Origin of the sequence: Enterococcus sp. AN402, assembly GCF_040719405.1 — a bacterium.
Lineage (GTDB): Bacteria > Bacillota > Bacilli > Lactobacillales > Enterococcaceae > Enterococcus > Enterococcus faecalis.
On sequence record NZ_JBFDTM010000004.1, the window covers coordinates 110001 to 135079 of the forward strand.

Here is a 25079-nt window from a genome sequence, read left to right on the forward strand (position 1 = left end):
TCGCCACGCGAATTGTTGTTTTTGGAGGTTTAGCTCAGCTGGGAGAGCACCTGCCTTACAAGCAGGGGGTCAGCGGTTCGATCCCGTTAACCTCCATTTTTTGAGCCGTTAGCTCAGTTGGTAGAGCATCTGACTTTTAATCAGAGGGTCACAGGTTCGAGCCCTGTACGGCTCATATTCATATTTCATTTGCGGGTGTGGCGGAATTGGCAGACGCACTAGATTTAGGATCTAGCGCCGCAAGGCGTGGGGGTTCAAGTCCCTTCACCCGCATATTTAGCCGGCTTAGCTCAGTTGGTAGAGCATCTGATTTGTAATCAGAGGGTCGAGGGTTCAAGTCCTTTAGCCGGCACCATTTTGCGGAAATAGCTCAGTGGTAGAGCACCACCTTGCCAAGGTGGGGGTCGCGGGTTCGAACCCCGTTTTCCGCTTAGCCAATTCATTACGCCGGGGTGGCGGAACTGGCAGACGCACAGGACTTAAAATCCTGCGGTGAGTGATCACCGTACCGGTTCGATTCCGGTCCTCGGCATTGTTTTATATTTAGCACCCATAGCTCAACTGGATAGAGTGTTTGACTACGAATCAAAAGGTTAGGGGTTCGACTCCCTTTGGGTGCATTAGTTATATACGGGAAGTAGCTCAGCTTGGTAGAGCACTTGGTTTGGGACCAAGGGGTCGCAGGTTCGAATCCTGTCTTCCCGATAATAATTTTCATGGGGCCTTAGCTCAGCTGGGAGAGCGCCTGCTTTGCACGCAGGAGGTCAGCGGTTCGATCCCGCTAGGCTCCATTCTTATTTAATATAAGAGTTTCGCGGTGTAGCTCAGCTGGCTAGAGCGTCCGGTTCATACCCGGGAGGTCGGGGGTTCGATCCCCTCCGCCGCGATTATACATTTGGAAGAGCCTGGACCTTTAGCTCAGTTGGTTAGAGCAGACGGCTCATAACCGTCCGGTCGTAGGTTCGAGTCCTACAAGGTCCATTGTGACGTTGTTTATAGTTTTATTTTTATCATGGAGGATTACCCAAGTCCGGCTGAAGGGAACGGTCTTGAAAACCGTCAGGCGGGTAAAACCGTGCAAGGGTTCGAATCCCTTATCCTCCTTTCTTAGGAATTAAATTTCCTTGGTCTAATTATCGCGGGGTGGAGCAGTCAGGTAGCTCGTCGGGCTCATAACCCGAAGGTCGTAGGTTCAAATCCTGCCCCCGCAATTGCTTTTGATTTCAAAAGCACATAAAAAGAAAAGTATGGTTTGGTAGTTCAGCTGGTTAGAATGCCTGCCTGTCACGCAGGAGGTCGCGGGTTCGAGTCCCGTCCAGACCGCCATGCGGGTGTAGTTTAGTGGTAAAACCACAGCCTTCCAAGCTGTTGTCGCGAGTTCGATTCTCGTCACCCGCTTTTCTTTTTGGGCCTATAGCTCAGCTGGTTAGAGCGCACGCCTGATAAGCGTGAGGTCGATGGTTCGAGTCCATTTAGGCCCATAATTTTATAAAATGGCCCGTTGGTCAAGCGGTTAAGACACCGCCCTTTCACGGCGGTAACACGGGTTCGAGTCCCGTACGGGTCATAGTTTTGTTACGGAGGATTACCCAAGTCCGGCTGAAGGGAACGGTCTTGAAAACCGTCAGGCGGGTAAAACCGTGCAAGGGTTCGAATCCCTTATCCTCCTTTCTTAGGAATTAAGTTTCCTTAGTCTAATTATCGCGGGGTGGAGCAGTCAGGTAGCTCGTCGGGCTCATAACCCGAAGGTCGTAGGTTCAAATCCTGCCCCCGCAATTGCTTTTATTTTTTAAAGCATACATTTGCATAAAGCAAAAACGAATTGGTTTGGTAGTTCAGCTGGTTAGAATGCCTGCCTGTCACGCAGGAGGTCGCGGGTTCGAGTCCCGTCCAGACCGTTTTTGGCTCGGTAGCTCAGTTGGTAGAGCAATGGATTGAAGCTCCATGTGTCGGCAGTTCGATTCTGTCCCGCGCCATCCAAGAAAAATTTGCGGGTGTAGTTTAGTGGTAAAACCACAGCCTTCCAAGCTGTTGTCGCGAGTTCGATTCTCGTCACCCGCTTTTTTCTTATTTGGGGCCTATAGCTCAGCTGGTTAGAGCGCACGCCTGATAAGCGTGAGGTCGATGGTTCGAGTCCATTTAGGCCCATTTATTTCTTGGGGAAGTACTCAAGTGGCTGAAGAGGCGCCCCTGCTAAGGGTGTAGGTCGGGAAACCGGCGCGAGGGTTCAAATCCCTCCTTCTCCGTTTTTTCTTTTTAATGGCCCGTTGGTCAAGCGGTTAAGACACCGCCCTTTCACGGCGGTAACACGGGTTCGAGTCCCGTACGGGTCATAGTGAAGCATACAAACATTGTTTGTATGCTTTTTTTATTTTTATTACAAACAAATGTCGTTGAAAGCGTTGACATTTGTTGTAAATATGTTATTCTTTGGATGTAGGGATAAGTAAATAGATGGATAGTGATTGTTTAAAGACAAGCTAAACCTAATTTTTTCATGAAGCGACAGGTGTGTCGTTCTTTTTGAAGAAATTGGGTTTTTCTTTTTTCAACGAAACACAAAGGAGGTGGGGCATTGATTATTCACAAAATTTTAAACAATAATGTGGTTATTACATTAGATGATGATAAACGAGAGCAAATTGTTATGGGCAAAGGAATTGCTTTTAAGAAACGCATTGGGGATTGGGTTCCTGATGAAAGTATTGATCAAGTTTTTTATTTAGCCAATCAAGAAACATCACTTAAGTTTCAAGAATTGTTAGGAAATATTCCTTTAGAGATGATGAAACTCTCGGATGACATTATTGTTTATGCAAAATCAACGTTGAAAAAGAGTTTGAATGATACCATTTATATTTCTCTGACGGATCATTTGTACACAGCTTTAGAAAGAAAAAAACAAGGAATTGCAATTAAGAATTTATTATTATGGGATATTAAACGTTTTTTTCCTGAAGAGTACGAAGTAGGAGTAAATGCTTTAAAAATGGTACAAAAGCGCGTAGGAATGGAATTGTCAACGGATGAGGCAGGTTTTATCGCATTGCACTTGGTGAATGCGGAGATGGAGGAAGAAGTCGGTAATATTTACGAATTGACAAAGTTGATGCAAGAGATTACAAATATCGTCAAATACTATTTTAAGGTAAGTTTTGATGAAGACTCTGTTTACTTTTATCGATTTAGCACACATTTAAAATTTTTCTGTTATCGCTTATTACACCAACGTGAAGTTGTCGAAAATGATGATGAAGAACTGTATGCGGTAATTAAAAAGAAATATCTTAACGCCTATCGTTGCGTGGAAAAGATCAGCTTGTATTTAAATGAGAACTATGACTATCAAGTCTCAAATGAAGAACGCTTGTACCTAACGATTCACATTGCACGAATTGTACAAACAACGGAACAATAAACGCACCACTTTGGATAGTGACATTCAGTTGGCTAAACCTTCAAATGAAAATAAATTTTTGGAGGAAAAAAAGATGGGAAAATATCATGAACTAGCAGAAAAAATTGTAAAAAATGTCGGTGGGCAAGAGAATATTAATAGTTTGACACATTGTATCACACGTCTTCGCTTCAAATTAAAAGATGAGAGTCAAGCGAATGATGATGTCTTAAAAAATATGGACGGTGTGGTAACTGTTATGAAAAGCGGTGGACAATACCAAGTCGTTATTGGGAACCATGTTCCAGCCGTTTACGAAGAAGTAGTTAGTATTGCAGGCTTGTCAGGAGAACGTGAAGAAGAAGCTTCCAGTGGGAATTTATTTGATCGCTTAATAGATATTTTAAGTGGTTGTTTCCAACCCTTTTTAGGGGCGTTAGCAGCGGCTGGGATGGTCAAAGGGTTAAATGCCTTATTGGTTTTCTTAAAGCTCTATACGGCTACGTCAGGGACTTATACCATGTTAAATGGGATTGGCGATGCAATTTTCTACTTTATGCCAGTTATTTTAGGTTATACAGCAGCTAAAAAATTCCGGTTGCATCCGATGGTAGGGATCGTGATTGGCGCAGCTTTATGTTACCCAACGATTCAAGGAAGTGCATTACAAACGGCCTTTGAAACAACAGCGGGTGCCGGAGCCGCAGCACCGTATAATTTATTCGGCTTACCTGCCTATAATACATTTATGGGGATTCCTTGGGTCGGTGCGAACTATACAAGTAGTGTCGTACCAATCATCTTCATTATTGCTTTTGCGGCACAAGTTCAAAAAGTGTTTAAACGGATTATTCCAGAAGTTGTTCAAACGTTCTTAGTACCGTTTTTCGTCTTGTTGATTGCCTTACCAATTGGTTTCTTAGTAATTGGGCCAATCGTTAGCATGCTAACAGATTTATTAAGCGCTGGCTTTACAGCATTAATGAGTTTCTCACCAGCTTTGTATGGTTTGATTCTTGGTTTCTTCTGGCAAGTCTTAGTTATTTTTGGTTTACATTGGAGCGTTGTGCCATTAGCTATTATGCAAGTGACACAAGAAGGTTCAAGCCAAGTATTAACGGGATCATTTGCAGCTAGTTTTGCGCAAACAGCGGTTGTTTTAGCGATGTTCTTCAAATTGAAAGATAAAAAGTTAAAAGCTTTGTGTCCGCCAGCAATTATCTCTGGTATTTTTGGTGTAACAGAGCCAGCAATTTATGGAATCACTTTACCAAAAAAATGGCCATTTATTTATTCAATGATTGGTGGCGCTGTCGGTGGTTTATATTTGATGATCAACAATGTGACAGCTTATACAATGGGTGGTTTAGGAATTTTCGGTGTGCTAAACTTTATCAATGGTGATGATGCAAGTGGGATGATCCAGTCCTTTATTGCAATTGCCATTGCAGCGGTCGTCGGTTTTGGTCTAACATTCTTCTTCTGGAAAGACAATACAGTTGAGGAAGAAGAAGTGATTATTGATAAAACAACGATTAAAAAAGAAAATATTACAAGTCCAGTCAAAGGACGAGTGTTATCTTTAAAAAATGCAGAGGATCCTGCTTTTGCAAATGGAGCATTAGGAAATGGGGTCGTGATTGAACCAACGGAAGGCAAAGTGGTTGCACCCTTTGATGGAACGATTGTCACACTATTCCCAACAAAACATGCATTAGGTTTGATTTCAGATAACGGCACAGAATTATTGATTCATATTGGGATTGATACAGTTCAATTAGAAGGCGAAGGCTTTGAAGCTTTTGTAAAACAAGGTGACCGCGTGAAAAAAGGTCAAACATTAGTAACCTTTGATTTAGAAGGAATTAAAAAAGCTGGGTTTAGTACACAAATCCCAATCGTTGTGACGAATACAGCGGATTATTTAGATATTTTGGAAGTCGGCAGTAATGAAGTTTCAACAAGTGATGATTTGCTGACCGCTTTAATATAAAAAGATGTGGAGGAAGAGAATTTATGGCATTTAGAAAAGACTTTTTATGGGGTGGCGCAACAGCAGCCAATCAATGTGAAGGTGGCTATAACGAAGGTGGACGCGGTTTGGCAAACGTCGATTTAGCGCCAACTGGTCCAGATCGTTTTCCAGTAATCACTGGTGAAAAGAAAATGTTTAACTTTGATGAAGAACATTTCTATCCTGCACAAGAGGCGATTGATATGTATCATCGCTATAAAGAAGATATCGCCTTATTTGGTGAAATGGGTTTTAAAACATACCGTTTATCCATTGCTTGGAGTCGAATTTTTCCAATGGGAGATGAAACAGAGCCGAATGAAGAAGGCTTGAAGTTCTATGAAGACTTATTCAAAGAATGTCATAAATATGGGATTGAGCCACTAGTAACGATTACACACTTTGACTGCCCAATGCACTTAGTGGAAGAATATGGCGCTTGGCGTAGTCGTAAGTTAGTAGGTTTCTATGAAAATCTTTGCCGTGTAATTTTCAACCGATATAAAGGATTAGTCAAATATTGGTTAACATTTAACGAAATTAATATGATTTTACATGCACCATTTATGGGAGCAGGTCTATACTTTGAAGAAGGCGAAAACAAAGAACAAGTGAAATACCAAGCGGCCCATCATGAACTACTAGCAAGTGCAATTGCGACAAAAATTGCTCATGAGGTAGATCCTGAAAACCAAGTAGGTTGTATGTTAGCGGCTGGTTCCAACTACGCTTATACTTGTAAACCAGAAGATGTTTTCGCTGCTCGACAAGCAGATCGTGAAAATTATTTCTTTATTGATGTCCAATCACGTGGGGAATACCCTGCGTATGCTTTAAAAGAAATGGCACGTAAAGGTATTCAAATTGAAATGGAAGAAGGCGACGAAGAACTTTTAAAAGAACATACGGTGGACTTCATTTCGTTCTCTTATTATTCTTCTCGTGTCACATCAACAGATCCAGAAATTAATGAGCAAACAGCTGGTAACATCTTTGCCTCTGTGAAAAATCCTTATTTAAAAGCCAGTGAATGGGGTTGGCAAATTGATCCACTTGGTTTGAGAATTACGATGAATGACTTATATGATCGTTATCAAAAACCACTATTCATTGTTGAAAATGGCTTAGGAGCGGTAGATACACCAGACGAAAATGGTTATGTAGTCGATGATTATCGTATCGATTATTTGGCGGCGCATATTCAAGCGATGAAAGATGCCGTTGAACAAGATGGTGTCGACTTGTTAGGCTATACGACTTGGGGCTGTATTGATTTAGTATCAGCTGGAACAGGTGAAATGAAAAAACGCTATGGCTTTATCTATGTGGATCGCGATAACGAAGGAAATGGTACGTTAAAACGAAGCAAGAAGAAATCGTTTGATTGGTACAAAAAAGTAATCGCAACAAATGGTGAAGATTTAAGTAATTAATAAAATTAGCAACTATTAAAGGGCGTTTGACGTTGGTAGAAAAAACAAGGACTCTTCTGCCAGTGTCAATTCCCTTGATGGTTTCTTTGTGATGCCTAAAAACAGAGGGAAAGAGGGATTTTATGGGATTTCCAGAAAATTTTTTATGGGGCGGTGCAACAGCTGCTAACCAATATGAAGGTGGCTACCTTTCAGGAGGCAAAGGTCTGAGTACATTAGATGCAATTACTGGTGGTAGTCAAACAGAACCGCGACGGATTACGTATTTAACTAAAGAGGGCCAAAAAGCTTCGTGTACGCGCGATCAAGCATTACCCGAAGGAGCGATTGGTTATATCGATGAAGAGTTATACTACCCTAGTCATGTAGCGACGGACTTTTACCATCATTACGAAGAAGATATCGCCTTATTTGCAGAAATGGGTTTCAAATGTTTTCGGCTGTCTATCGCCTGGAGCCGGATTTGCCCAAATGGAACAAAAGAGATTAATGAAGAAGGCTTAGCCTTTTATGATAAAGTTTTTGATGCTTTGCTGCGCAATGGAATTGAGCCCGTTGTGACGATTAACCATTTTGATATTCCGATGTATTTGGCCGATGAATATGATGGTTGGAAAAATCGTGAAGTGATTGATTTCTTTGTTTTCTTTTGCGAAACCATTTTTACGCGTTATCAGGATAAAGTGAAGTATTGGATGACTTTTAATGAAATTAATTTTTTAAGAAGTTGGACGCAAATTGGGATTCACAATAATGATAAACAAAGTAAATATCAAGCAGCGCATCATCTATTTGTAGCAAGTGCGAAAGCAGTTGAATTAGGACATTCCATCAATCCAGATTTCCAGATTGGTATGATGGTGGCTTATATTCCAAGTTATCCTTTGTCCTGCAAACCTGAGGACGTGATGGCAGCTGTTCAATTTAACCGAGAGCAAGAATTTTATATGGATGTCCAGGCTAAGGGCTATTATCCAGCGCATAAGCTCAAAGAATTTGAGCGTGAAGGAATGACAATTCAAATGGAGTCAGAGGATTTAGCGATTATTCAAAAAGGAACAGTTGATTATATCGGGTTTAGTTATTATATGTCGACCGTTTCGACTGCTTATCCCGAAGAAGTAAAATATGTCGGAGGCAACCAAATGCCTGCGGTTAAAAATCCTTATTTGCAAGAATCTGAATGGGGCTGGGCTGTCGATCCTTTAGGGTTAAGAATTTCATTGTGTCAGTTGTCAGATCGTTACAATATGCCATTGTTTGTGGTTGAAAACGGGTTTGGCGCGGTGGACACATTGCAAGAGGATGGCTCGATTGTCGACGATTACCGCATTGATTATTTTAAACAACATATTGAAGCCATGAGAACCGCAGTAGAAGAAGACGGGGTTAACTTAATTGGTTATACGCCATGGGGTTGTATTGACTTAGTTTCAGCAGGGACTGGCGAAATGAAAAAACGTTACGGCTTTATCTATGTAGACATGGATGACGAAGGTCAGGGAACCTTGAAACGAACTAAGAAAAAATCATTTAATTGGTACAAACAAGTTATCGCTAGTAATGGTGAAAACTTAACAACTGAGTAGAAAATGAGGGGAAATAAAAAATGAAAAAACGATTGACGATTGTGGGGATGCTTTTTCTGGCCATTTTAGTAATGGTTGGTTGTGGTAAAAATCAGCAAGCAACGACAAAAGAAAAAGAGACAAAACCTGAAGAACTAACTCTTTACATTGTGCGCCATGGAAAAACCATGTTAAATACGACGGACCGCGTACAAGGATGGTCAGATGCGGTCTTAACACCAGAAGGTGAAAAAGTTGTGACAGCAACTGGGATTGGTTTGAAAGATGTTGCCTTTCAAAATGCATATAGTAGTGATAGTGGCCGCGCCTTGCAAACTGCTCAACTTATTTTAGATCAAAATAAAGCAGGCAAAGACCTTGAAGTCGTGCGGGACCCAGATTTACGTGAATTTAATTTTGGTAGCTATGAAGGGGATTTAAACAAGACAATGTGGCAGGATATTGCTGATGATCAAGGTGTTTCCTTAGAAGAATTTATGAAAAACATGACCCCTGAATCTTTTGCCAACAGTGTAGCTAAACTGGATCAACAGCGCGAGGAAAGCAAGAATAACTGGCCTGCAGAAGACTATGCTACAATTACCAAACGTTTAAAAAAAGGCTTAGATAAAATTGTTGCCACAGAATCAGCCAATCCCGGGAATGGCAATGTTTTAGTGGTCTCTCATGGCTTGAGTATTTCAGCGTTGTTAGCAACTTTATTTGATGATTTTAAAGTCCCAGAAGGCGGTTTAAAGAATGCTAGTATCACAACAATTCATTACAAAAATGGCGAATATACTTTGGATAAAGTCAATGATGTCAGCTACTTAGAAGCAGGCGAAAAAGAATCAAAATAATCTAAGGCATCGAGAAACAGTCTAGTTAGGAGTTGGTGGAGCAAGAAAAGGGTTGCTTCACCAACTCCTATTGTTGTGTTCTTTTTTTATTAAAGGTAGAATCAGAAAGAAGAATTTTTTCATTGGGAGGAAATGAGATGAAAAATAGAACAAAATCACGCTGGAAAAAAATTGTCCTAGGAATCGGGCTTTTTTTAGCGGTATTAGTCATCGGTCTGACTATTTTTATTAAAAATAGTACGTATCAAGCAACCGATTCAGCCTTAAAAATAAGCCAAAGTGCCACGCAAGAAAAAAACTATGATTATTATACAAACGGGCAAAAAAATGATACAGCACTGATTTTTTATCCAGGTGCATTGGTTGCGCCCGCTAGTTATAGTGAATGGGCGCAAGAAGTTGCTACGAAAGGTTATGATGTCTATGTTGTTCATTTTCCTTTGAATTTAGCGGTTCTTGCACCAAATGCTGCAGAACAAATTATAAAGGATCATCCACAACAAAACTTCGTTTTGGCTGGGCATTCTCTGGGTGGTGTGATGGCTAGTCGTTTTGTAGCGGAAAATGAGCAACGAATCAAAGGCATGATTTATTTAGCCAGCTATCCTGACGAAAAAGGTGCACTAAACAAGCAAGATCTGCCGGTTCTGTCAATAACAGCCACAAACGATGGTGTTTTAAATTGGACTAGCTACCAAAAAGCCAAACAGTTTTTGCCAAAAGATACGCAGTATGTATCTATCAAAGGTGGTAACCATGCAGGGTTTGGTAATTACGGTGTCCAAAAAGGAGACAACAAAGCGACAATTTCTAATGAGCAACAGCAAACAGAAATCAGTCAATTGATTGTAGCATGGCTACAATCACGCCCCAATAAATAATCCGATGAGCCGAAATGTTATTTTTTCGGCTCATTTTTACTGCGATAAACAGAGGGGGTTACGCCTGTTTCTTTTTTAAAAGTGGTGGCAAAATATGCTGCGGTTTGGAAGCCAACTTTTTTCGCGATTTGTTGAATCGTAAGGGGTGAATGGAGAAGCAATTCTTGGGCTTGCCTAATTCGGACACTTGTTAAATAAGCTAATGGGGTTTGTTTCGTCTGTTCCTTAAAGGTTCGCTGCAAATGAAAGGGACTACCGTGGCAGGTTTGCGCTAAATAGTCTAAACTTAAAGGTTCCGCTGAATGCCGATCAATAAATTGCTTAATTTGAGCAACCCATTCCTCGTTAGGAACGACTTGCCCGGTTGGTTGACATCTTTTACATGGACGAAAACCAAGTGTTAAAGCTTCCTGAGCCGTTTTGAAGATCAGAACGTGGTTCTTATTGGGCACACGGGAAGGGCACGAAGGACGACAAAAAATTTTAGTTGTGGTCACACCATAAAAAAAATCACCATCAAATTGCGTATTATTATTTTGAATGGCTTCCCAACGTTTCTGAGTAAGTCGATACGTTGTTTTCATTGTAAGCACACCTCCCGTTTTCTTCATTGTAAAAGAATCCCTAATAAAAACAAGTAAAAAGTGATAGGAGCGCAAGATTTTGAAAGCCAAAAGAATTATAATGAAGATAAGAAAAACACGAGAAAGAAGTGTAGAAATATGGCAAAAAAAATTTATTATGCGCAACAAGAATGGCAGAACGATCACTATTATCTTGGTGTGACAGACGCTGGACTAGCTTTTGTAGGTTCAGCCAATCAATCGATAGAAGAGCTGAAAAACTGGTACCCTCAAGCACAATTAGAAGCTTCTGAAAAGAAAACTGCGCCTTATAAAGAAGCATTAATAAGTTATCTTAACCAACATTCGACAACGTTTGCTTGCCCCATAGACATCGAAGGAACGCCCTTTCAAAAAGAAGTTTGGCAGGCGTTGCAAGAAATCCCTTATGGTGAGACAATGACCTATCAAGAAATTTCAGAAAAAATTGGGCGTCCACGTGCGGTTCGAGCAGTTGGCACAGCGATTGGGAAAAATCCTTTATTAATGGTCATTCCTTGCCATCGAGTCATCGGCAGCAAGGGACAATTAACCGGTTACCGTGGTGGTTTAGCAATGAAACAAGCATTATTAACATTTGAACAGTCTTAAAAGGAGGCGGCGATGAACAACTATCAATGGTATACAGAACAATGGGGAAAACCTACAAGAGAGGATGATTTGCTGTTTTTATTGTTGACGGTGGGTGTTTTTCAAGTTGGTTTAAGTTGGAAAGCAGCCGCAGGGAAAAAAGTAGCATTCATGAAAAATTTTTGCCAAATGAAGCCGGAAAAAGTTGCCGCGCTGTTGCCTGACGAAGTCGATCGAATAGTAGCTGATCCAGATATGATTCGCAATCGGCGCAAAATTGAAGCAACCATTAAAAATGCGCAAGCAATTTTAAAAGTACAAGAAGAATTTGGCAGTTTTGCCAATTATCTATGGCAATTTGTAAAAAACGTCCCCGTTTTATCTATTTATGAAGAAGCATACCAAGTCCCGCGCACACAGCTTTTGTCAGATAACGTAGCAAAAGACTTAAAAAAAAGAGGATTTTCTTTTGTAGGTCCGATTGTCACCAATATGTTTCTGAAAGCTAGCGGGATTATCCAGGTGGAAATTTTAAATCCAGAATAAAGGAGTGTTAGGATGTTTGAAAATGAATCTCTTAGTTTTGAAGAACAAACAATTATTCAAGCAGCAGCGCGTTATGTTCAACAAGAATTAGCCAACGAAGCAAGTGGCCATGACTGGTGGCATATTTATCGAGTGACACAATTAGCAAAAACAATTGCAGAGAAAGAACAAGCAAATTTATTTTTATGTATATTAACAGCATTGTTACATGATATTGGCGATGAAAAATTTAACGAAAGTGAAGAGGCTGGCTTACTAAAGGTGCAACAATGGTTGGAAGCAAATAACGTATCAACAGAGCAAACGAATCACATCCTTTCCATTATTGCTAATATGTCCTTTAAAGGAGGAAATACTGGGAAAACAGTTACTACATTAGAAGGAAAAGTGGTCCAGGATGCGGATCGACTAGATGCCATCGGCGCAATTGGAATTGCACGGGTGATGGCTTATTCGGGAAATAAAGGCCGTTTAATTCACGATCCTCACAAACAACCTCGTGAACAGTTAACCCAAGAAGAATACCGGAATGGGGAAGATACTGCTATTATGCATTTTTATGAGAAACTTTTAAAGTTAAAGGAACAAATCAATACAAATTATGGTCGCTTATTGGCGGAAAAGCGTCATCAATTTATGGAACTTTATCTGGAGGAATTTTATCAAGAGTGGGATGGACACCGATAAATGAGGGCCAACTAAAACAGTCAGTACATTTCTTTTTGAATTTTAAGAGAACTCTTTTTTACAAATACCTCAGAAGTGGTAAAATGATGGATGAATAAACGGGTGGTTTATCTTAGTTTTACGTTACATATAGGAGGTAATTATGGAGACAAAAAAATCGAGTGGCATGTTTGCAGTTATTGCCGCACTGATTGCGAATATTTTAGTAGCGATTAGTAAATTTGTTGGTTTTGCTTTAAGTGGTAGTACCGCTATGATGAATGAAAGTATCCACAGTGTCGTGGACTGTAGTAATCAGGTGTTATTACTTTTTGGGAATAAGCGCGCTTCTCGTGGACAAAGTGCGTTACATCAATTTGGAGAAGGCCGTGCAAAATACTTTTTTAGTACAATTGTTGCAACGATGCTCTTTTTTGGTGGGGGCGCGTTAGGCGTAATGGAGGCTATTCAGAAGTTACTGCATCCCTCTCATGAAGTAGAAAATGTGGCTATTGTCATTGGTATTTTAATTTTTGGTTTGCTTGTGGAAGGTAGCTCTTTGCGTGTAGCGATGAAAGAAATCAAAGAATTGAATACAGAGAAGTTATCGCTCTTAAAATTTTTGCGAGAAAGTCGTCACAGTGAAATTTTAATTATTTTTACGGAAGACTTTTGTGCGGTTATTGGTTTGTGTTTAGCTTTGGTGGGAACCCTTTTAACAATGGTAACTGGGATTGCTGCATTTGATGCTATCAGTGGTTTACTGATTGGTTTACTATTAATGTGTGCAGCCATTTTCTTAGCGAAAGAATTTTATAGTTTGATTATAGGAGAAAGTGTGACCGCTACAGATTTAGCAAAAATTAAAACCGCATTTGATCGGGCGGATGTTGAAAAACTAATTGATGTAAAAACCGTTCATTTAGGCCCAACTGAAATTTTAGTAGCGGCAAAAATTGATGTGGTAGAACCAATGGAAGAAGATGCACCTGATGTTGTGAATGCGATTGAACGAGATATTCGTAGTAAAATGCCTGATAAAAAAATCTATATCTATATTGAAGTTGACGATTATGATGTGAATTACGTTCGTAAATAACAAATGAAAGAATAACTTTAAAAAACAATATGGGGGAAGAAACGATGCAAGAGGCAATTATAACAAGTACAGTAGATTTAACCAGTGGTGGTTGTAACGCCTGTGGTTTAGTGGAAGATACCGTCTACACATTAGCAATGAATGGAGTGGATATTCCGTTAGATGGCTTGACTGTTGCTCATCTAGTTTCTGCTATTGTTGCCAGAAATGGATTTAAACAGGAGCTGCAAATGGATATGCTAGATGACGAATATATCCTTTATCGAAAAGAAGACACAACAGTAACCTTTAAAGAAGCGTACAATCATTTAAGCTACGATAACGGTTCTGAAAAAATCCAATCTAAAAATAAACTGGAAGATTTACCAAAACTTTTTGAACAAGTTAATCAAATCCTAACAACTGTTTTTGGAATTGGAACTGTCAATTTTATTATAGAATAAAGTACAAAATAGAACAGAAATTGGACAATCAATGAGTGAAAGAGATCGTCCAATCTCTGTTTTTTAATGTATAAATAGAAAATAAAAACAAAAAATGATTAAGTTAAGTGAACGCCTTTATCGACATAAATGATGTCACCGACCACGCCACTAGCTAGGTCACTGACTAAAAAGGCACAAGTGTTTCCGACTTCTTCAATGGTTACACCTGTTTTATCTGGTGTCCGCTCATTAGAAATACTAATCAATTGATCGTAGTCTTTTACACCAGTCACAGCCAATGTTTTAATCGCTCCTGCGGAGATTCCGTTGACACGAATTTTATCTGCAGCTAATTCAAAAGCTAAATATTTCACGGCAGTTTCTAAAGAAGCTTTAGCAATCCCCATCATATTGTAGTTAGGAATCGCACGTTCGGAACCTAAATACGTCAATGTGACAATTCCTGAACCAGGATTTAACAAAGGTTTCGCATAATGAGTAACTGCTAAAAGAGAGTAGCTACTAATATCTTGTGCTAATAGGAAACCATCACGAGTGATGTCACTAACGTTTCCAGACAATTCTTCTTTTTTGGCAAAAGCAATCGCATGGACTAGTCCATCGATCGTGCCCACTTCATTTTTAATTGTTTCAAAGGCTGCTTGAATGGACGCATCAGAAGCAACATCGCATTCCACCAACAAATCATTTTCATCTGCTAATTTAACCACTTGCTTTTTCATGCGTTCGTTTTGATACGTATAAATAACATTGGCCCCTTGATCTTTTAATGCTTTTGCACAGCCCCAAGCAATACTTTTTTTGTTGGCAACACCCATTACGACGACATTCTTATTTTGTAAAAACATATAAAATCTCCTTTAATAAAAAATTTTTGTTGATAGAATAGGCTTTTCTTCATCAAAATGTAAAAGTTACATTTATTGAGTTGACGAATAAAATTTCAACTGGTATTATCTGTGTGAGAATGATAACAAAATCTTCTCAATTTTCTAATCTTGAAAAAAACAGACATTTTTCCTGATGTCTGAATTATTAACCAAAATACTTTGAAAGTCAAACTATTTTTCTTATTTTTTAAGAAAAAGTGCTGGAAACCGCATGAAATAATAGTTTGATAATCAAAATAAACTCGGAGGTACAGTATGAAAAGAGTGGTCATAACCGGCATGGGTGCCGTAACACCATTAGGCAATACCGTAAAAGAATTTTGGCATAATCTAGTGGATGGCAAGCTAGGAATTGGCAAAATTACTAAATTTGATTCTGAAGATACTGGGGTGGCTTTGGCTGGTGAAGTGAAAGAGTTTGACCCAAGTGCTGTTTTAGAACGCAAAGAGCAAAAAAGAATGGACTTATTTTCTCAATATGGCTTGGTCGCTGCTTTAGAAGCGTGGGAAATGAGTGGTTTAACAGAAGCAACGATTGACCCGACTCGTTTAGGTGTGATTGTCGGTAGTGGGATTGGCGGGATGACTACCTTACAAGACCAAGTACGGGTAATGGATAAAAAAGGCGCAAAACGCGTAACACCATTTTTCGTGCCCATGGTAATTGCTAATATGGCAGCGGGAAATATTTCGATTCGTTTAGGTGCAAAAGGACCTTCTCAAACTATCGTGACTGCTTGTGCTTCTGCGACGAATGCGATTGGTGAAGCTTTTCGCACGATTAAATATGGTTTAGCGGACATGATGGTAACTGGGGGGACAGAAGCCACAGTATGTGAAATTGGGATTGCAGGCTTTGCAGCATTGAATGCTTTAAATACAACAGAAGATGCGACTCGGGCTTCGATTCCTTTTGATAAAGAACGAAAAGGTTTTGTGATGGGTGAAGGCGCAGGAATGCTGGTTTTAGAAGAACTCGAGCATGCACAGAAACGTGGCGCAACTATCTACGGCGAAATTGTTGGCTATGGCAGCAACTGTGATGCTAGCCACATGACCGCTCCTTTAAAAGACGGTAGTGGCGCGGCGGCTGCGATGGAAATGGCGATTGCAGAAGCAGGGATTACACCGGAACAAATTGGGTATATCAATGCTCATGGTACGTCAACCCCAGCGAATGACGCTGCGGAAACAACGGCCATCAAACGTGTCTTTGGTGAGCGAGCATCGCAAATTCCAATTTCAAGTACAAAGAGTATGACTGGACATTTATTGGGCGCGGCTGGCGGTATCGAAGCGATCGCTTGTGTACAAACATTGCAAGAAGGAAAAGCTCATCCGACAGTAGGCTACCAAGTTGCTGATCCAGATTGTGATTTAGATTATGTCACAGAAGGTGCACGTGACATTACAGCGGACTATACAATTAGTAATTCGTTTGGCTTTGGTGGCCATAATGGTGTAATTTGCTTGAAGAAATGGGAGGAAAACTAGTATGAAAAAAGTAATGACTGCAACAGAAATTATGGAAATGATTCCTAATCGCTATCCGATTTGTTATATTGATTATGTGGATGAAATTATTCCAAATGAAAAGATTATTGCAACAAAAAATGTGACAATTAACGAAGAATTTTTCCAAGGACATTTCCCTGGAAATCCAACAATGCCAGGCGTTTTGATTATTGAAGCATTGGCACAAGTAGGTTCGATTTTAATCTTAAAAATGGATCAATTTGAAGGTGAAACAGCCTATATTGGCGGTATCAACAAAGCCAAATTCCGTCAAAAAGTGGTCCCTGGTGATGTCTTGAAATTACATTTTGAAATCGTCAAATTACGTGACTTTGTTGGCATTGGCAAAGCGACTGCTTACGTGGAAGATAAAAAGGTCTGCGAATGTGAATTGACGTTTATTGTGGGACGATAAGAATCAATCAATTTTGGATACGTTAGTTTCCCTAAGAAAAGGAATAAGTCACAATGGCTTATTCCTTTTTAAATTTATATAAATAACACTAACGCAAAAAAACATGCTATAATCATAAAAAGCTTACGTGAAGGTGGTAAGCTTATGAGTAAAACAATTTACAGGAGGGTTTTTCTTTTGGATATTTCAGTAGAGTTTTCGGGACATAAATTGGCGAATGTGTTAATGAACGCATCAGGCATTCATTGTATGACAATTAAGGAAATGGATGAGTTAGCGGCTTCTCAAGCAGGTGCTTTTGTCGCTAAGACAGCAACACCTAATCCTCGTCAGGGCAATGAGGAGCCTCGGTATTTTGATACACCATTAGGAAGTATTAACTCAATGGGCTTGCCTAATTTAGGGATTGATTATTATTTAGATTATCAGATTGCACGTCAAAAGGAATTTCCTGAGGAGTTACGCTTTTTATCTGTATCTGGTATGAATTATGAGGAAAATATCGCTATTTTAAAAAAAGTGCAAGAAAGTGAATACACAGGAGTGACAGAATTTAATTTGTCTTGTCCCAATTTGCCTGGTAAACCGCAAATTGCTTATGATTTTGAATTAACAGAAAAGCTTTTAACAGAAGTTTTCCAATTTTTTACTAAACCATTAGGTGTAAAATTACCCCCATTTTTTGATATTGCACATTTTGACGCAATGGCTGAAATTTTAAATAAATTCCCTTTAGTATACGTGAATAGTATTAATAGCATCGGTAATGGTTTATATATTGACAGTGACAAGGAAGAAGTAGTCATTAAACCAAAAGGAGGCTTCGGTGGACTGGGCGGCGAATATGTCAAACCAACAGCGTTAGCCAATGTTCGTGCGTTTGCGCAACGTTTGAAACCAGAAATCAAAATTATTGGAACGGGCGGTATTACATGTGGAAAAGATGTTTTTGAGCATCTTTTATGTGGTGCGACATTAGTACAAGTTGGCACACAATTGCATCAAGAAGGTCCACAAGTTTTTGAACGTCTAGCCAAAGAATTACAAGAAATCATGGCAGCAAAAGGTTATGAAAGTATTGAAGAATTTCGTGGGAAATTGAAAGAGATGTAACAAAAAAACCGTCAAGAAATTTTCTTGACGGTTTTTTGTTATTTCACAGCCTTAACATTTTCCATAAAGGCTTCCAAATATTCAGGTTGTGTTAATTGTTGGTTACAGGTGTCGCTATCATGGCAAATGTAATTGCCTTTTTTCGTGTAGGTTCCGTCGCCGCCTGATTTGGTGGTAGCTAGGAACATAGACACATTCGTGATTGTTTGACAGATGGAGCAAACACCTTTAACAATGGTGGGTGAAAGGGTGCCGTGGACGCCGATTAATTTATTTTCTCGATAAGCTAAGATAAATTTTTTCTGAGTCCCAGCGTCGTTCCAACCGACATAGGTATTGTTCCGTAAATCCATGTTTTCCCACTCAGGAATCTTTAACTTTTTCACTTTGCGAAAGACTTTCGTGACTTGTGGTGTTGAAGGTTCTTTAAAGGGCAACACGGTTTCTTTTAATTCATCTAAATATTTTTCAGCACGTGCGCGTGTTAAACGACGATCCATCACTTTGTCCAACAAAATCGTAACAGCAGGGTGTTCTTCTGGAAATAACCCATTGATTTTTTCGACACATAGGGCCTGGACAGTTTTGACAGTCGTAGCATCGTTAACAGACGTATAGGTATTTAGTAACACAGCGACTTGTTCTTTAATTATGTTAAATTGGTAAGGTTGAATAGTTGGGTTCATGATTTTAAATTCCTTTCAAATAGACCGAGTACATACGCTGAAAGGCAATTTGTCTCACCAACGTATGTTTAGTGACAGACAACCTCATGTGTTTTTGATAAAGATAGCGTTTGACGTATCATATCATCACCCCCTTTAATGATTGATTTTTTCTATGTAAAAAGTGAAAATAATTGATGAAAGCTTGGTAATTCTAACGCAATTCAAGAAAAAAGGCAAGTTAAACTCGTTTTATTTCCCAATTCAATGTCTGGGGAGTGATAAACTTCTAAAAAAGATACGTGATTTCCTAGATTAATCCTAGGTTATTTGCTACAATAATGAAGAATTAACCAGAGAAAAGGAGAAATTACAATGATTGCAGCAAGCGATTTAAAAGCCGGTATGACTTTTGAGCAAGACGGCAAATTAATTAAAGTAATGGAAGCTAGCCACCACAAACCAGGTAAAGGTAACACGGTTATGCGTATGAAATTAAAAGATGTTCGTACGGGTTCAACAACAGATACAACAATGCGCCCAGATGAAAAAGTGAAAAAAGCGCACATCGATACAAAACCGGTTCAATATTTATACAGCCAAGATGATATGGCTATTTTCATGGATTTAGAAACATATGAACAATATGAAGTACCAACTGCTTTAATTGAAGAAGAATTAAAATATTTATTAGAAAATATGGAAGTAAAAATTCAATTTTATGGTGAAGAAGTCATTGGTTTAACTTTACCAACAACGGTAATCTTACGTGTTGCTGAAACGCAACCTTCAATCAAAGGCGCAACAGTAACTGGTTCTGGTAAACCTGCTACAATGGAAACAGGATTAGTTGTTAACGTTCCAGATTTTGTTGAAGCAGACGAATTATTAGAAATCAATACTGCGGAAGGTACGTATTTAAAACGTGCTAAATAAGTACCAAAAAAAACAGAAGGCTAGCCTTCTGTTTTTTTTTGGTCTATTAATTCTTTTACCTATAAGAAAACCATTGGTGTGATAGGAAATAGCAATCGTTAGAATCGTTGACACTAGAAAATGGGAAATGGTATAGTTTGGTCAACACATGACGAAGGAGGAAATCAACCATGACGAAAAAACAAGCTAGCTCTTTTTTAGAAACGGAAAGCTGTTGTTGTATGGTGCAAAATAGTGCAGCATACTCTTTTGTGATGGGGAAAACCTCCGTTATTTCTGAAAAATTGCCTAACACGATTCCTCTCTGAATCTAGACAACCAGAAATAAACAAAAAAGGTGCTGATGCGATCAGCACCTTTTTGTTTTATGTACATGTATTAGAAGGAGGAATTCGCTATGATTGTTCAGTCAATTTTAGACACAATCGGAGCAACACCATTATTTGAATTTACAAGTGAACAATATCCTATGCCAGAAGGCACTAAAATTTATGCGAAACTAGAATATTTGAATCCAGGTGGCAGCGTCAAAGATCGGCTTGGTGTGCATCTTCTCAAAGAAGCAATGAAAACGGGAAAGATAAATCAAGCCACAACAATTATTGAACCGACAGCGGGGAATACAGGGATTGGACTTGCATTAGCTGCCAGTCAACTGGGCCTCAAGACAATCTTTGTTGTGCCAGAAAAATTTAGTCAGGAAAAACAACAGCTGATGCAAGCGTTAGGTGCTAAAATTGTCCCTTCGCCAACAGAGCAAGGGATTGTCGGAGCGATAACTAGTGCTCAAGACTTAGCCAAGGAAATTCCTAATAGTTACGTGCCATTACAATTTGAAAATCCGGATAATCCTGCTGCTTACTACGAAGGATTAGGACCTGAAATTGTTCAAGACCTAGGCGGGAAGATTACTAGCTTTGTCGCAGGTTTAGGCAGTGGTGGAACGTTTGCAGGTGTTGGCAGATATCTCAAAGAACAAAATAGTAAGACGCAATTATGGGGTGTGGAGCCAGAAGGTTCGATTTTAAATGGCGGACCTGCACACGGACATGAAATCGAAGGCATTGGCGTGGAGTTCGTGCCGCCTTTTCTTAAACAGATTCCTGTGGACGGCTTTTATACCATTTCAGACGAGGATGGTTTTTTCTGGGTCAAACAATTAGCCAAGAAAAGCGCTTTGCTGGTGGGAAGCTCCAGCGGCGCAGCGTTTGCGGCGGCATTAAGAGAGGCGCGCCGCTTACCAGCAGGCAGCACAATTGTAACTATTTTTCCTGACGGTAGTGACCGTTATTTATCAAAAAATATTTATTCTTAGGAGGAAAACTTTTATGAAATTCAATACCAAATTAATTCATGGCGGCATTAGCAAAGACACAACAACAGGTGCAGTGAGTGTTCCTATTTATCAAACGTCAACCTTTGAACAAAATGGCGTGGGCCAGCCAAAAGAATATGAATATTCTCGTTCAGGTAATCCCACACGTCACGCGTTAGAAACCTTAATCGCTGAGTTAGAAGGTGGGAGCCATGGCTTTGCGTTTAGCTCAGGCTTAGCTGGTATCCATGCAATCATTTCTATGTTTGGACCCGAAGATCATATTTTATTAGGTGATGATGTCTATGGGGGCAGTTTCCGTTTATTGGATAAAGTATTTGTAGCAAATGGGTTAAGCTACACGATTGTAAACGCCAGCGACTTATCAACAATTGAAGCCGCAATTCAGCCAAATACAAAAGCCTTGTTTTTGGAAACACCAAGTAATCCACTGTTAAAAATTACAGATATTGAAGCGGCAGCTAAGCTTGCTAAAAAACATCAGTTGTTAACTATTGTCGATAATACATTTGCGACGCCTTATTTTCAACGGCCGTTAGCGTTAGGTGCTGATATTGTGGTTCACAGCGGGACAAAATATTTAGGGGGCCATAGTGATGTAGTCTCTGGTTTAGTCGTAACGAATCATCCAGAAAGCGCAGAAAAGATTGCCTTTTTACAAAATGCGATTGGTGCTGTTTTAGGACCACATGATAGTTGGCTGGTCCAACGTAGTTTAAAAACATTAGGCGTCCGGATGGCAGCGCATGCCCAAAATGCTCAAAAAATCGCAGAATTTTTAGAAGCGCATCCAGCGGTAGCAACGGTGTATTATCCAGGACTAGCGAGTCATCCTGGTCACGAAATTGCACAAAAACAGATGTCGGGGTTTAGTGGTATGATTTCTTTTGAATTAGCCAAGGATGAGCAAGTCGTTCCTTTCGTAGAAGCGTTGGAAATTTTTACTTTAGCGGAAAGTTTAGGTGGCGTAGAAAGTTTAATTGAAGTACCTGCCATTATGACTCACGCATCTATTCCCAAAGAAAATCGTGAAGCTGTGGGAATTAAAGATGGACTCATTCGTTTATCTGTAGGAATTGAAGCAGTCGAAGATTTATTGGCTGATTTAGAAAAGGGATTACAAGCATAAACAAAAGGCCCTCGTCTTTAGACGAAGGCCTTTTGTTTATAATTCTTCTCCATTCGTAGCAATCACTTGTTGATACCAAGCAAACGATTTTTTCTTTCGCCGTTCCAACGTTCCGTGACCATCGTTGTCCTTATCTACATAAATGAAGCCATACCTTTTCTTCATTTCGCCTGTACTAGCGCTCACTAAATCGATGAATCCCCAAGGTGTATAGCCCATCAAATCAATGCCGTCATACGCAACGGCTTCTTTCATCATCTCAATATGTTCACGTAAATAAGCGATTCGGTAAGTGTCGTTAATCGTTCCGTCTGGTTCTAGCTCATCAATAGCACCAAAGCCATTTTCGACAATAAAAAGTGGTAATTCATACCGATCATTGAACCAATTCATTGCATAGCGTAAGCCCATAGGATCGATTTGCCAACCCCAATCAGATGTTGCTACATAAGGATTTCGCACCAAGTCTTTTGCTTCATTGTAGTCAAAAGTAGGGGCCTTTTCTGCACCTTTCACAGCAAACGACATGTAATAGCTAAAGCCAATATAATCAACACAGCCATTAGCCAAATCAGTTAAATCTTCTTCTGTGACATCTAATGAAATGTTTTTTCGTTTCAAATAGCATTGAATTGCACTTGGATAATGACCGCGGACATGAACATCGGTAAACCAATAACGTTTTTGCATTGCGCTAACACTCATCATCATATCCTCAGGATTACAAGAATAAGGATAAATAGGCACCATCGCAATCATACAGCCAATTTGGAAGTCGGGATTGATAGCGTGGCCAATTTTCACTGCACGTGCGCTAGCGACTAGTTCATAATGAGCAGCCTGATACATAATTGCTTCGCGGTCTTCTCCTTCCTGGTAAGCAATACCAGAGTTAGTAAAAGGTGCAAAATCTTCTTCATAATTGGCTTGGTTGTTAATTTCATTAAAGGTCATCCAATATTTGACTTTTTTCTGGTAACGAGTGAAACAGACTTCAGCAAATTTGACAAAAAAATCAATGACCTGGCGATTGCGAAAGCCGCCATATTTTGTGACTAAATGATAAGGCATTTCAAAGTGAGACAGTGTCACGACTGGCTCAATGCCATTTTTCAAACACTCGTCAAAAAGTGCATCATAAAAACGAAGGCCTTCTTCATTGGGCGTTTCTTCATCTCCGTTAGGAAAAATTCGTGTCCAAGCAATAGAGGTTCGGAAACAATTTAAACCAAGTTCTTTGAATAGTTGAATATCTTCTTGATAGCGATGGTAAAAATCAATCGCTTCATGGTTAGGATAGTGTTCATCTGGTAAAACGCCTGCGGTAATTTTACGAGGGACGCCATGTGCACCGGCAGTCATTACATCCGCCACGCTCACCCCTTTACCGCCTTGGTCCCAGCCTCCTTCTAATTGATGAGCAGCGACAGCGCCGCCCCAAAGAAAATCATTTTTCAAAATTGACATATCGTTTCAGTCCTTTGTTCAAATTTTTATACGTTTTGTGCTTCGACTTTTTCAAGGGTTTCTTCAGTAATTGGTTGATTGGTTTCTTCTGCGTAATTAAGTGCATCCATTTTTTTAGCAAACGGTAAATAGATAAAGAAACTCATCGTCAGTACTACTACTTGAAGCAACGCTGCTTGCCAACCACCAACTAAAAGTCCAGAAATGATTGGAGGAGTAGTCCAGGGAACTTGTACCGCAGTAAAGAGAGGAACCAGTCCTGTGTACAAGGCAAAATATGTCACAACAGAAGAAACAATCGGTGTGATAATGAACGGCACAGCCATGATTGGGTTCATCACGATAGGTGTAGCAAAGACAATTGGCTCGTTAATATTGAAAACAGCTGGCCCAATTGAAAGCCGACCTAATTGCTTAAACTGAGCTGATTTGGCAAAGAAAACCATGAACACGACTAACCCGATTGTCATGCCCGCACCAGTGACCGTTAAAAATTGATCTAAAAATTGTTGTGTAACAATATGGCCACCATTAGCCAGTGTTAAGTCTTTTCCTGATTTCAAAATTTCGGTATTTTCTAAAGAGTTTGCTTGTAAAATAGGGCCCATGATACCGCCAACGATTGTTGACCCGTGAACACCGAAAAACCAAAAGAGCGGAATGACAAAACCTAATAGTAATGCGCCACCTAGTGAATCTGTGACTCCTTGAAGTGGTGATTGTAGCACTTCGTAAATAAAGTCAAAGAATGTCGTATTGAAGACTTTATCTAGAAGAATGAAAATTAGCATTGCACCAGTTACAATGACGCTGGCAGGAATTAACGCAGTAAAGGAATTGGCCACATTTTCTGGTACAGCTTCTGGTAATTTGATACGGATATCATGACGTAAAAACCAACTATATACAACGCCGACTAACAAACCAACAATAATAGCTGTAATCATCCCTTTGCCAGCTGTCCAATCTTTGTTGATGACATTGCCAACTACTGCGCCAGAAACCGCATCTTTGACTTCAGATGACATAAACAAAATGAAAACCACCATGGCAATCATGCCCGCTGGGAGTCCTTCAAATCCCTCGCTTTTTACATACGAGTAGGCAATACCGATGACCGCAAATAACGACATAATCGCAAAAGATGCACCATATGCTTGATTGAAATAAACAGCCAGACCGCTTGCGTTAACCCATTCAGAAATAGCTGTAACTGGGAAATTCGCTAATAGAAGAAACACTGAACCAACAATGGTAAAAGGCATCGTGTAAAGCATCCCGTTCCGTAAGGCAGTAATTGCTTTGGTATTGACGAATTTTAGTACTGGAGGTAATAATTTCTCGTTAATCCATTCGTTCATAAAAATCTCTCCTTTGAAGAATAATATAAATGCAAATGTATCCGTTTACATATTTACTATATAAGGTTATTTGAAGAAAAAATAGACTTTTGCTTGAATGAGAAACATGTACCAAGAAAAAAAACAAAAAAGCTCATGCTGTTTTAGAC

Annotated in this window: 23 protein-coding genes, 25 tRNA genes and 1 rRNA gene (1 of these 49 only partly in view); 44 read left to right on the forward strand and 5 right to left on the reverse strand. The window is 39.7% G+C overall.

The genetic code is table 11. The annotated features are described in order from the left end of the window. From rrf to AB1I62_RS02030, 32 genes are all read left to right on the forward strand, one after another. A 5S ribosomal RNA gene (rrf, locus tag AB1I62_RS01875) occupies nucleotides 1–9 on the forward strand (it extends 107 nt beyond the left edge of the window). Between the two features lie 14 nt (nucleotides 10–23). Further along, nucleotides 24–96 (forward strand) — tRNA-Val (locus AB1I62_RS01880). A 6-nt stretch (nucleotides 97–102) separates the two neighbouring features. Then, nucleotides 103–175 (forward strand) — tRNA-Lys (locus AB1I62_RS01885). Nucleotides 176–191: 16 nt separating this feature from the next. Next, nucleotides 192–273: transfer RNA gene (locus tag AB1I62_RS01890), tRNA-Leu, on the forward strand. A 6-nt stretch (nucleotides 274–279) separates the two neighbouring features. Next, nucleotides 280–355, forward strand: a tRNA-Thr gene (locus AB1I62_RS01895). Between the two features lie 4 nt (nucleotides 356–359). Next, nucleotides 360–431: transfer RNA gene (locus AB1I62_RS01900), tRNA-Gly, on the forward strand. Nucleotides 432–446: 15 nt separating this feature from the next. After that, nucleotides 447–532, forward strand: a tRNA-Leu gene (locus AB1I62_RS01905). Nucleotides 533–546: 14 nt separating this feature from the next. After that, nucleotides 547–620, forward strand: a tRNA-Arg gene (locus AB1I62_RS01910). An 11-nt stretch (nucleotides 621–631) separates the two neighbouring features. After that, nucleotides 632–705, forward strand: a tRNA-Pro gene (locus AB1I62_RS01915). Between the two features lie 13 nt (nucleotides 706–718). Further along, nucleotides 719–791, forward strand: a tRNA-Ala gene (locus tag AB1I62_RS01920). Between the two features lie 22 nt (nucleotides 792–813). After that, a tRNA-Met gene (locus tag AB1I62_RS01925) sits at nucleotides 814–887 on the forward strand. Nucleotides 888–907: 20 nt separating this feature from the next. Beyond that, nucleotides 908–981: transfer RNA gene (locus AB1I62_RS01930), tRNA-Ile, on the forward strand. Between the two features lie 33 nt (nucleotides 982–1014). Continuing rightward, nucleotides 1015–1104: transfer RNA gene (locus tag AB1I62_RS01935), tRNA-Ser, on the forward strand. A gap of 33 nt (nucleotides 1105–1137) precedes the next feature. Next, a tRNA-Met gene (locus AB1I62_RS01940) sits at nucleotides 1138–1211 on the forward strand. Nucleotides 1212–1249: 38 nt separating this feature from the next. Then, nucleotides 1250–1326, forward strand: a tRNA-Asp gene (locus tag AB1I62_RS01945). 1 nt (nucleotide 1327) lies between these two features. Continuing rightward, nucleotides 1328–1398 (forward strand) — tRNA-Gly (locus AB1I62_RS01950). Nucleotides 1399–1407: 9 nt separating this feature from the next. Further along, a tRNA-Ile gene (locus tag AB1I62_RS01955) sits at nucleotides 1408–1481 on the forward strand. A gap of 14 nt (nucleotides 1482–1495) precedes the next feature. Further along, nucleotides 1496–1567: transfer RNA gene (locus AB1I62_RS01960), tRNA-Glu, on the forward strand. 12 nt (nucleotides 1568–1579) lie between these two features. Beyond that, a tRNA-Ser gene (locus tag AB1I62_RS01965) sits at nucleotides 1580–1669 on the forward strand. Between the two features lie 33 nt (nucleotides 1670–1702). Beyond that, nucleotides 1703–1776 (forward strand) — tRNA-Met (locus AB1I62_RS01970). A gap of 48 nt (nucleotides 1777–1824) precedes the next feature. Continuing rightward, nucleotides 1825–1898 (forward strand) — tRNA-Asp (locus AB1I62_RS01975). A 5-nt stretch (nucleotides 1899–1903) separates the two neighbouring features. Beyond that, a tRNA-Phe gene (locus tag AB1I62_RS01980) sits at nucleotides 1904–1976 on the forward strand. A 14-nt stretch (nucleotides 1977–1990) separates the two neighbouring features. Beyond that, nucleotides 1991–2061: transfer RNA gene (locus AB1I62_RS01985), tRNA-Gly, on the forward strand. Between the two features lie 13 nt (nucleotides 2062–2074). Continuing rightward, nucleotides 2075–2148 (forward strand) — tRNA-Ile (locus AB1I62_RS01990). Nucleotides 2149–2158: 10 nt separating this feature from the next. Next, nucleotides 2159–2246 (forward strand) — tRNA-Ser (locus tag AB1I62_RS01995). Nucleotides 2247–2261: 15 nt separating this feature from the next. After that, nucleotides 2262–2333 (forward strand) — tRNA-Glu (locus tag AB1I62_RS02000). Nucleotides 2334–2575: 242 nt separating this feature from the next. Next, nucleotides 2576–3418: a BglG family transcription antiterminator LicT gene (gene licT, locus AB1I62_RS02005; protein WP_002355181.1), complete on the forward strand. Its 843-nt coding sequence runs from the start codon at nucleotides 2576–2578 to the stop codon at nucleotides 3416–3418. A 73-nt stretch (nucleotides 3419–3491) separates the two neighbouring features. Beyond that, nucleotides 3492–5390 (forward strand): beta-glucoside-specific PTS transporter subunit IIABC, encoded by a 1899-nt coding sequence (locus AB1I62_RS02010; protein WP_002358327.1) that lies wholly within the window; start codon nucleotides 3492–3494, stop codon nucleotides 5388–5390. Nucleotides 5391–5413: 23 nt separating this feature from the next. Next, complete coding sequence (locus tag AB1I62_RS02015) at nucleotides 5414–6844, forward strand: 6-phospho-beta-glucosidase (RefSeq protein WP_002355183.1); 1431 nt, start codon at nucleotides 5414–5416, stop codon at nucleotides 6842–6844. Between the two features lie 122 nt (nucleotides 6845–6966). Continuing rightward, the gene (locus AB1I62_RS02020; RefSeq protein WP_002365000.1) at nucleotides 6967–8433 is read left to right on the forward strand and encodes a glycoside hydrolase family 1 protein; all 1467 of its coding nucleotides are present in this window, start codon (nucleotides 6967–6969) and stop codon (nucleotides 8431–8433) included. 20 nt (nucleotides 8434–8453) lie between these two features. After that, nucleotides 8454–9272, forward strand: coding sequence for a histidine phosphatase family protein (locus tag AB1I62_RS02025; protein ID WP_002364999.1), 819 nt, complete (start codon nucleotides 8454–8456; stop codon nucleotides 9270–9272). 137 nt (nucleotides 9273–9409) lie between these two features. Next, the gene (locus AB1I62_RS02030; RefSeq protein ID WP_002364998.1) at nucleotides 9410–10153 is read left to right on the forward strand and encodes an alpha/beta hydrolase; all 744 of its coding nucleotides are present in this window, start codon (nucleotides 9410–9412) and stop codon (nucleotides 10151–10153) included. Between the two features lie 17 nt (nucleotides 10154–10170). Here AB1I62_RS02030 and AB1I62_RS02035 read toward each other — a convergent pair whose 3' ends face one another. Beyond that, a complete protein-coding gene (locus AB1I62_RS02035; protein WP_002358333.1) occupies nucleotides 10171–10764 on the reverse strand; it encodes a bifunctional transcriptional activator/DNA repair enzyme AdaA in 594 nt (197 codons plus the stop codon). Between the two features lie 111 nt (nucleotides 10765–10875). On the opposite strand from AB1I62_RS02035, the gene AB1I62_RS02040 reads away from it, so the two are divergent. The 5 genes from AB1I62_RS02040 (at nucleotide 10876) to AB1I62_RS02060 (ending at nucleotide 14100) form a co-directional block, all read left to right on the forward strand. Beyond that, nucleotides 10876–11367 carry a methylated-DNA--[protein]-cysteine S-methyltransferase gene (locus AB1I62_RS02040; RefSeq protein WP_002355188.1) on the forward strand — a complete coding sequence of 164 codons (492 nt, stop codon included), beginning with the start codon at nucleotides 10876–10878 and terminating at the stop codon, nucleotides 11365–11367. Nucleotides 11368–11379: 12 nt separating this feature from the next. After that, entirely contained in the window at nucleotides 11380–11892 is a 513-nt protein-coding gene (locus AB1I62_RS02045; protein WP_002355189.1) for a DNA-3-methyladenine glycosylase I, read from the forward strand. Nucleotides 11893–11904: 12 nt separating this feature from the next. Next, nucleotides 11905–12579: an HD domain-containing protein gene (locus AB1I62_RS02050; RefSeq protein WP_002364995.1), complete on the forward strand. Its 675-nt coding sequence runs from the start codon at nucleotides 11905–11907 to the stop codon at nucleotides 12577–12579. Nucleotides 12580–12721: 142 nt separating this feature from the next. Further along, nucleotides 12722–13657 carry a cation diffusion facilitator family transporter gene (locus tag AB1I62_RS02055; protein ID WP_002355191.1) on the forward strand — a complete coding sequence of 312 codons (936 nt, stop codon included), beginning with the start codon at nucleotides 12722–12724 and terminating at the stop codon, nucleotides 13655–13657. Between the two features lie 29 nt (nucleotides 13658–13686). Beyond that, nucleotides 13687–14100: a DUF4809 family protein gene (locus AB1I62_RS02060; RefSeq protein WP_002387649.1), complete on the forward strand. Its 414-nt coding sequence runs from the start codon at nucleotides 13687–13689 to the stop codon at nucleotides 14098–14100. Between the two features lie 98 nt (nucleotides 14101–14198). Here AB1I62_RS02060 and fabI read toward each other — a convergent pair whose 3' ends face one another. Further along, nucleotides 14199–14951 (reverse strand): enoyl-ACP reductase FabI, encoded by a 753-nt coding sequence (fabI, locus tag AB1I62_RS02065; RefSeq protein WP_002387650.1) that lies wholly within the window; start codon nucleotides 14949–14951, stop codon nucleotides 14199–14201. Between the two features lie 297 nt (nucleotides 14952–15248). Between fabI and fabF the strand changes: the two genes are divergently transcribed. The 3 genes from fabF (at nucleotide 15249) to AB1I62_RS02080 (ending at nucleotide 18036) form a co-directional block, all read left to right on the forward strand. After that, complete coding sequence (fabF, locus tag AB1I62_RS02070; protein WP_002358339.1) at nucleotides 15249–16487, forward strand: beta-ketoacyl-ACP synthase II; 1239 nt, start codon at nucleotides 15249–15251, stop codon at nucleotides 16485–16487. 1 nt (nucleotide 16488) lies between these two features. After that, the gene (fabZ, locus tag AB1I62_RS02075) at nucleotides 16489–16923 is read left to right on the forward strand and encodes a 3-hydroxyacyl-ACP dehydratase FabZ (protein ID WP_002355197.1); all 435 of its coding nucleotides are present in this window, start codon (nucleotides 16489–16491) and stop codon (nucleotides 16921–16923) included. A gap of 144 nt (nucleotides 16924–17067) precedes the next feature. Further along, nucleotides 17068–18036 (forward strand): dihydroorotate oxidase, encoded by a 969-nt coding sequence (locus AB1I62_RS02080; RefSeq protein WP_002386045.1) that lies wholly within the window; start codon nucleotides 17068–17070, stop codon nucleotides 18034–18036. 38 nt (nucleotides 18037–18074) lie between these two features. Here AB1I62_RS02080 and AB1I62_RS02085 read toward each other — a convergent pair whose 3' ends face one another. Beyond that, complete coding sequence (locus tag AB1I62_RS02085; protein ID WP_002361142.1) at nucleotides 18075–18722, reverse strand: elongation factor G-binding protein; 648 nt, start codon at nucleotides 18720–18722, stop codon at nucleotides 18075–18077. A 354-nt stretch (nucleotides 18723–19076) separates the two neighbouring features. On the opposite strand from AB1I62_RS02085, the gene efp reads away from it, so the two are divergent. The 4 genes from efp to AB1I62_RS02105 all read left to right on the forward strand — a co-directional run bounded on the left by efp (nucleotide 19077) and on the right by AB1I62_RS02105 (nucleotide 22102). Next, nucleotides 19077–19637: an elongation factor P gene (efp, locus tag AB1I62_RS02090; RefSeq protein ID WP_002355202.1), complete on the forward strand. Its 561-nt coding sequence runs from the start codon at nucleotides 19077–19079 to the stop codon at nucleotides 19635–19637. A gap of 170 nt (nucleotides 19638–19807) precedes the next feature. Next, a complete protein-coding gene (locus tag AB1I62_RS02095; RefSeq protein WP_010824974.1) occupies nucleotides 19808–19945 on the forward strand; it encodes a hypothetical protein in 138 nt (45 codons plus the stop codon). Between the two features lie 89 nt (nucleotides 19946–20034). Then, the gene (locus AB1I62_RS02100) at nucleotides 20035–20952 is read left to right on the forward strand and encodes a PLP-dependent cysteine synthase family protein (RefSeq protein ID WP_002361143.1); all 918 of its coding nucleotides are present in this window, start codon (nucleotides 20035–20037) and stop codon (nucleotides 20950–20952) included. A 13-nt stretch (nucleotides 20953–20965) separates the two neighbouring features. Then, a complete protein-coding gene (locus tag AB1I62_RS02105; RefSeq protein ID WP_002358342.1) occupies nucleotides 20966–22102 on the forward strand; it encodes a cystathionine gamma-synthase in 1137 nt (378 codons plus the stop codon). A gap of 36 nt (nucleotides 22103–22138) precedes the next feature. Here the strand turns inward: AB1I62_RS02105 and genA are convergent, their stop codons facing one another. Together genA and genB are read right to left on the reverse strand one after the other, a co-directional pair. Beyond that, nucleotides 22139–23569 carry a 6-phospho-beta-glucosidase GenA gene (gene genA, locus AB1I62_RS02110; protein WP_002355206.1) on the reverse strand — a complete coding sequence of 477 codons (1431 nt, stop codon included), beginning with the start codon at nucleotides 23567–23569 and terminating at the stop codon, nucleotides 22139–22141. Between the two features lie 26 nt (nucleotides 23570–23595). After that, nucleotides 23596–24930 carry a PTS sugar transporter subunit IIC gene (genB, locus tag AB1I62_RS02115; protein WP_002355207.1) on the reverse strand — a complete coding sequence of 445 codons (1335 nt, stop codon included), beginning with the start codon at nucleotides 24928–24930 and terminating at the stop codon, nucleotides 23596–23598. Nucleotides 24931–25079: the final 149 nt, after the last annotated feature.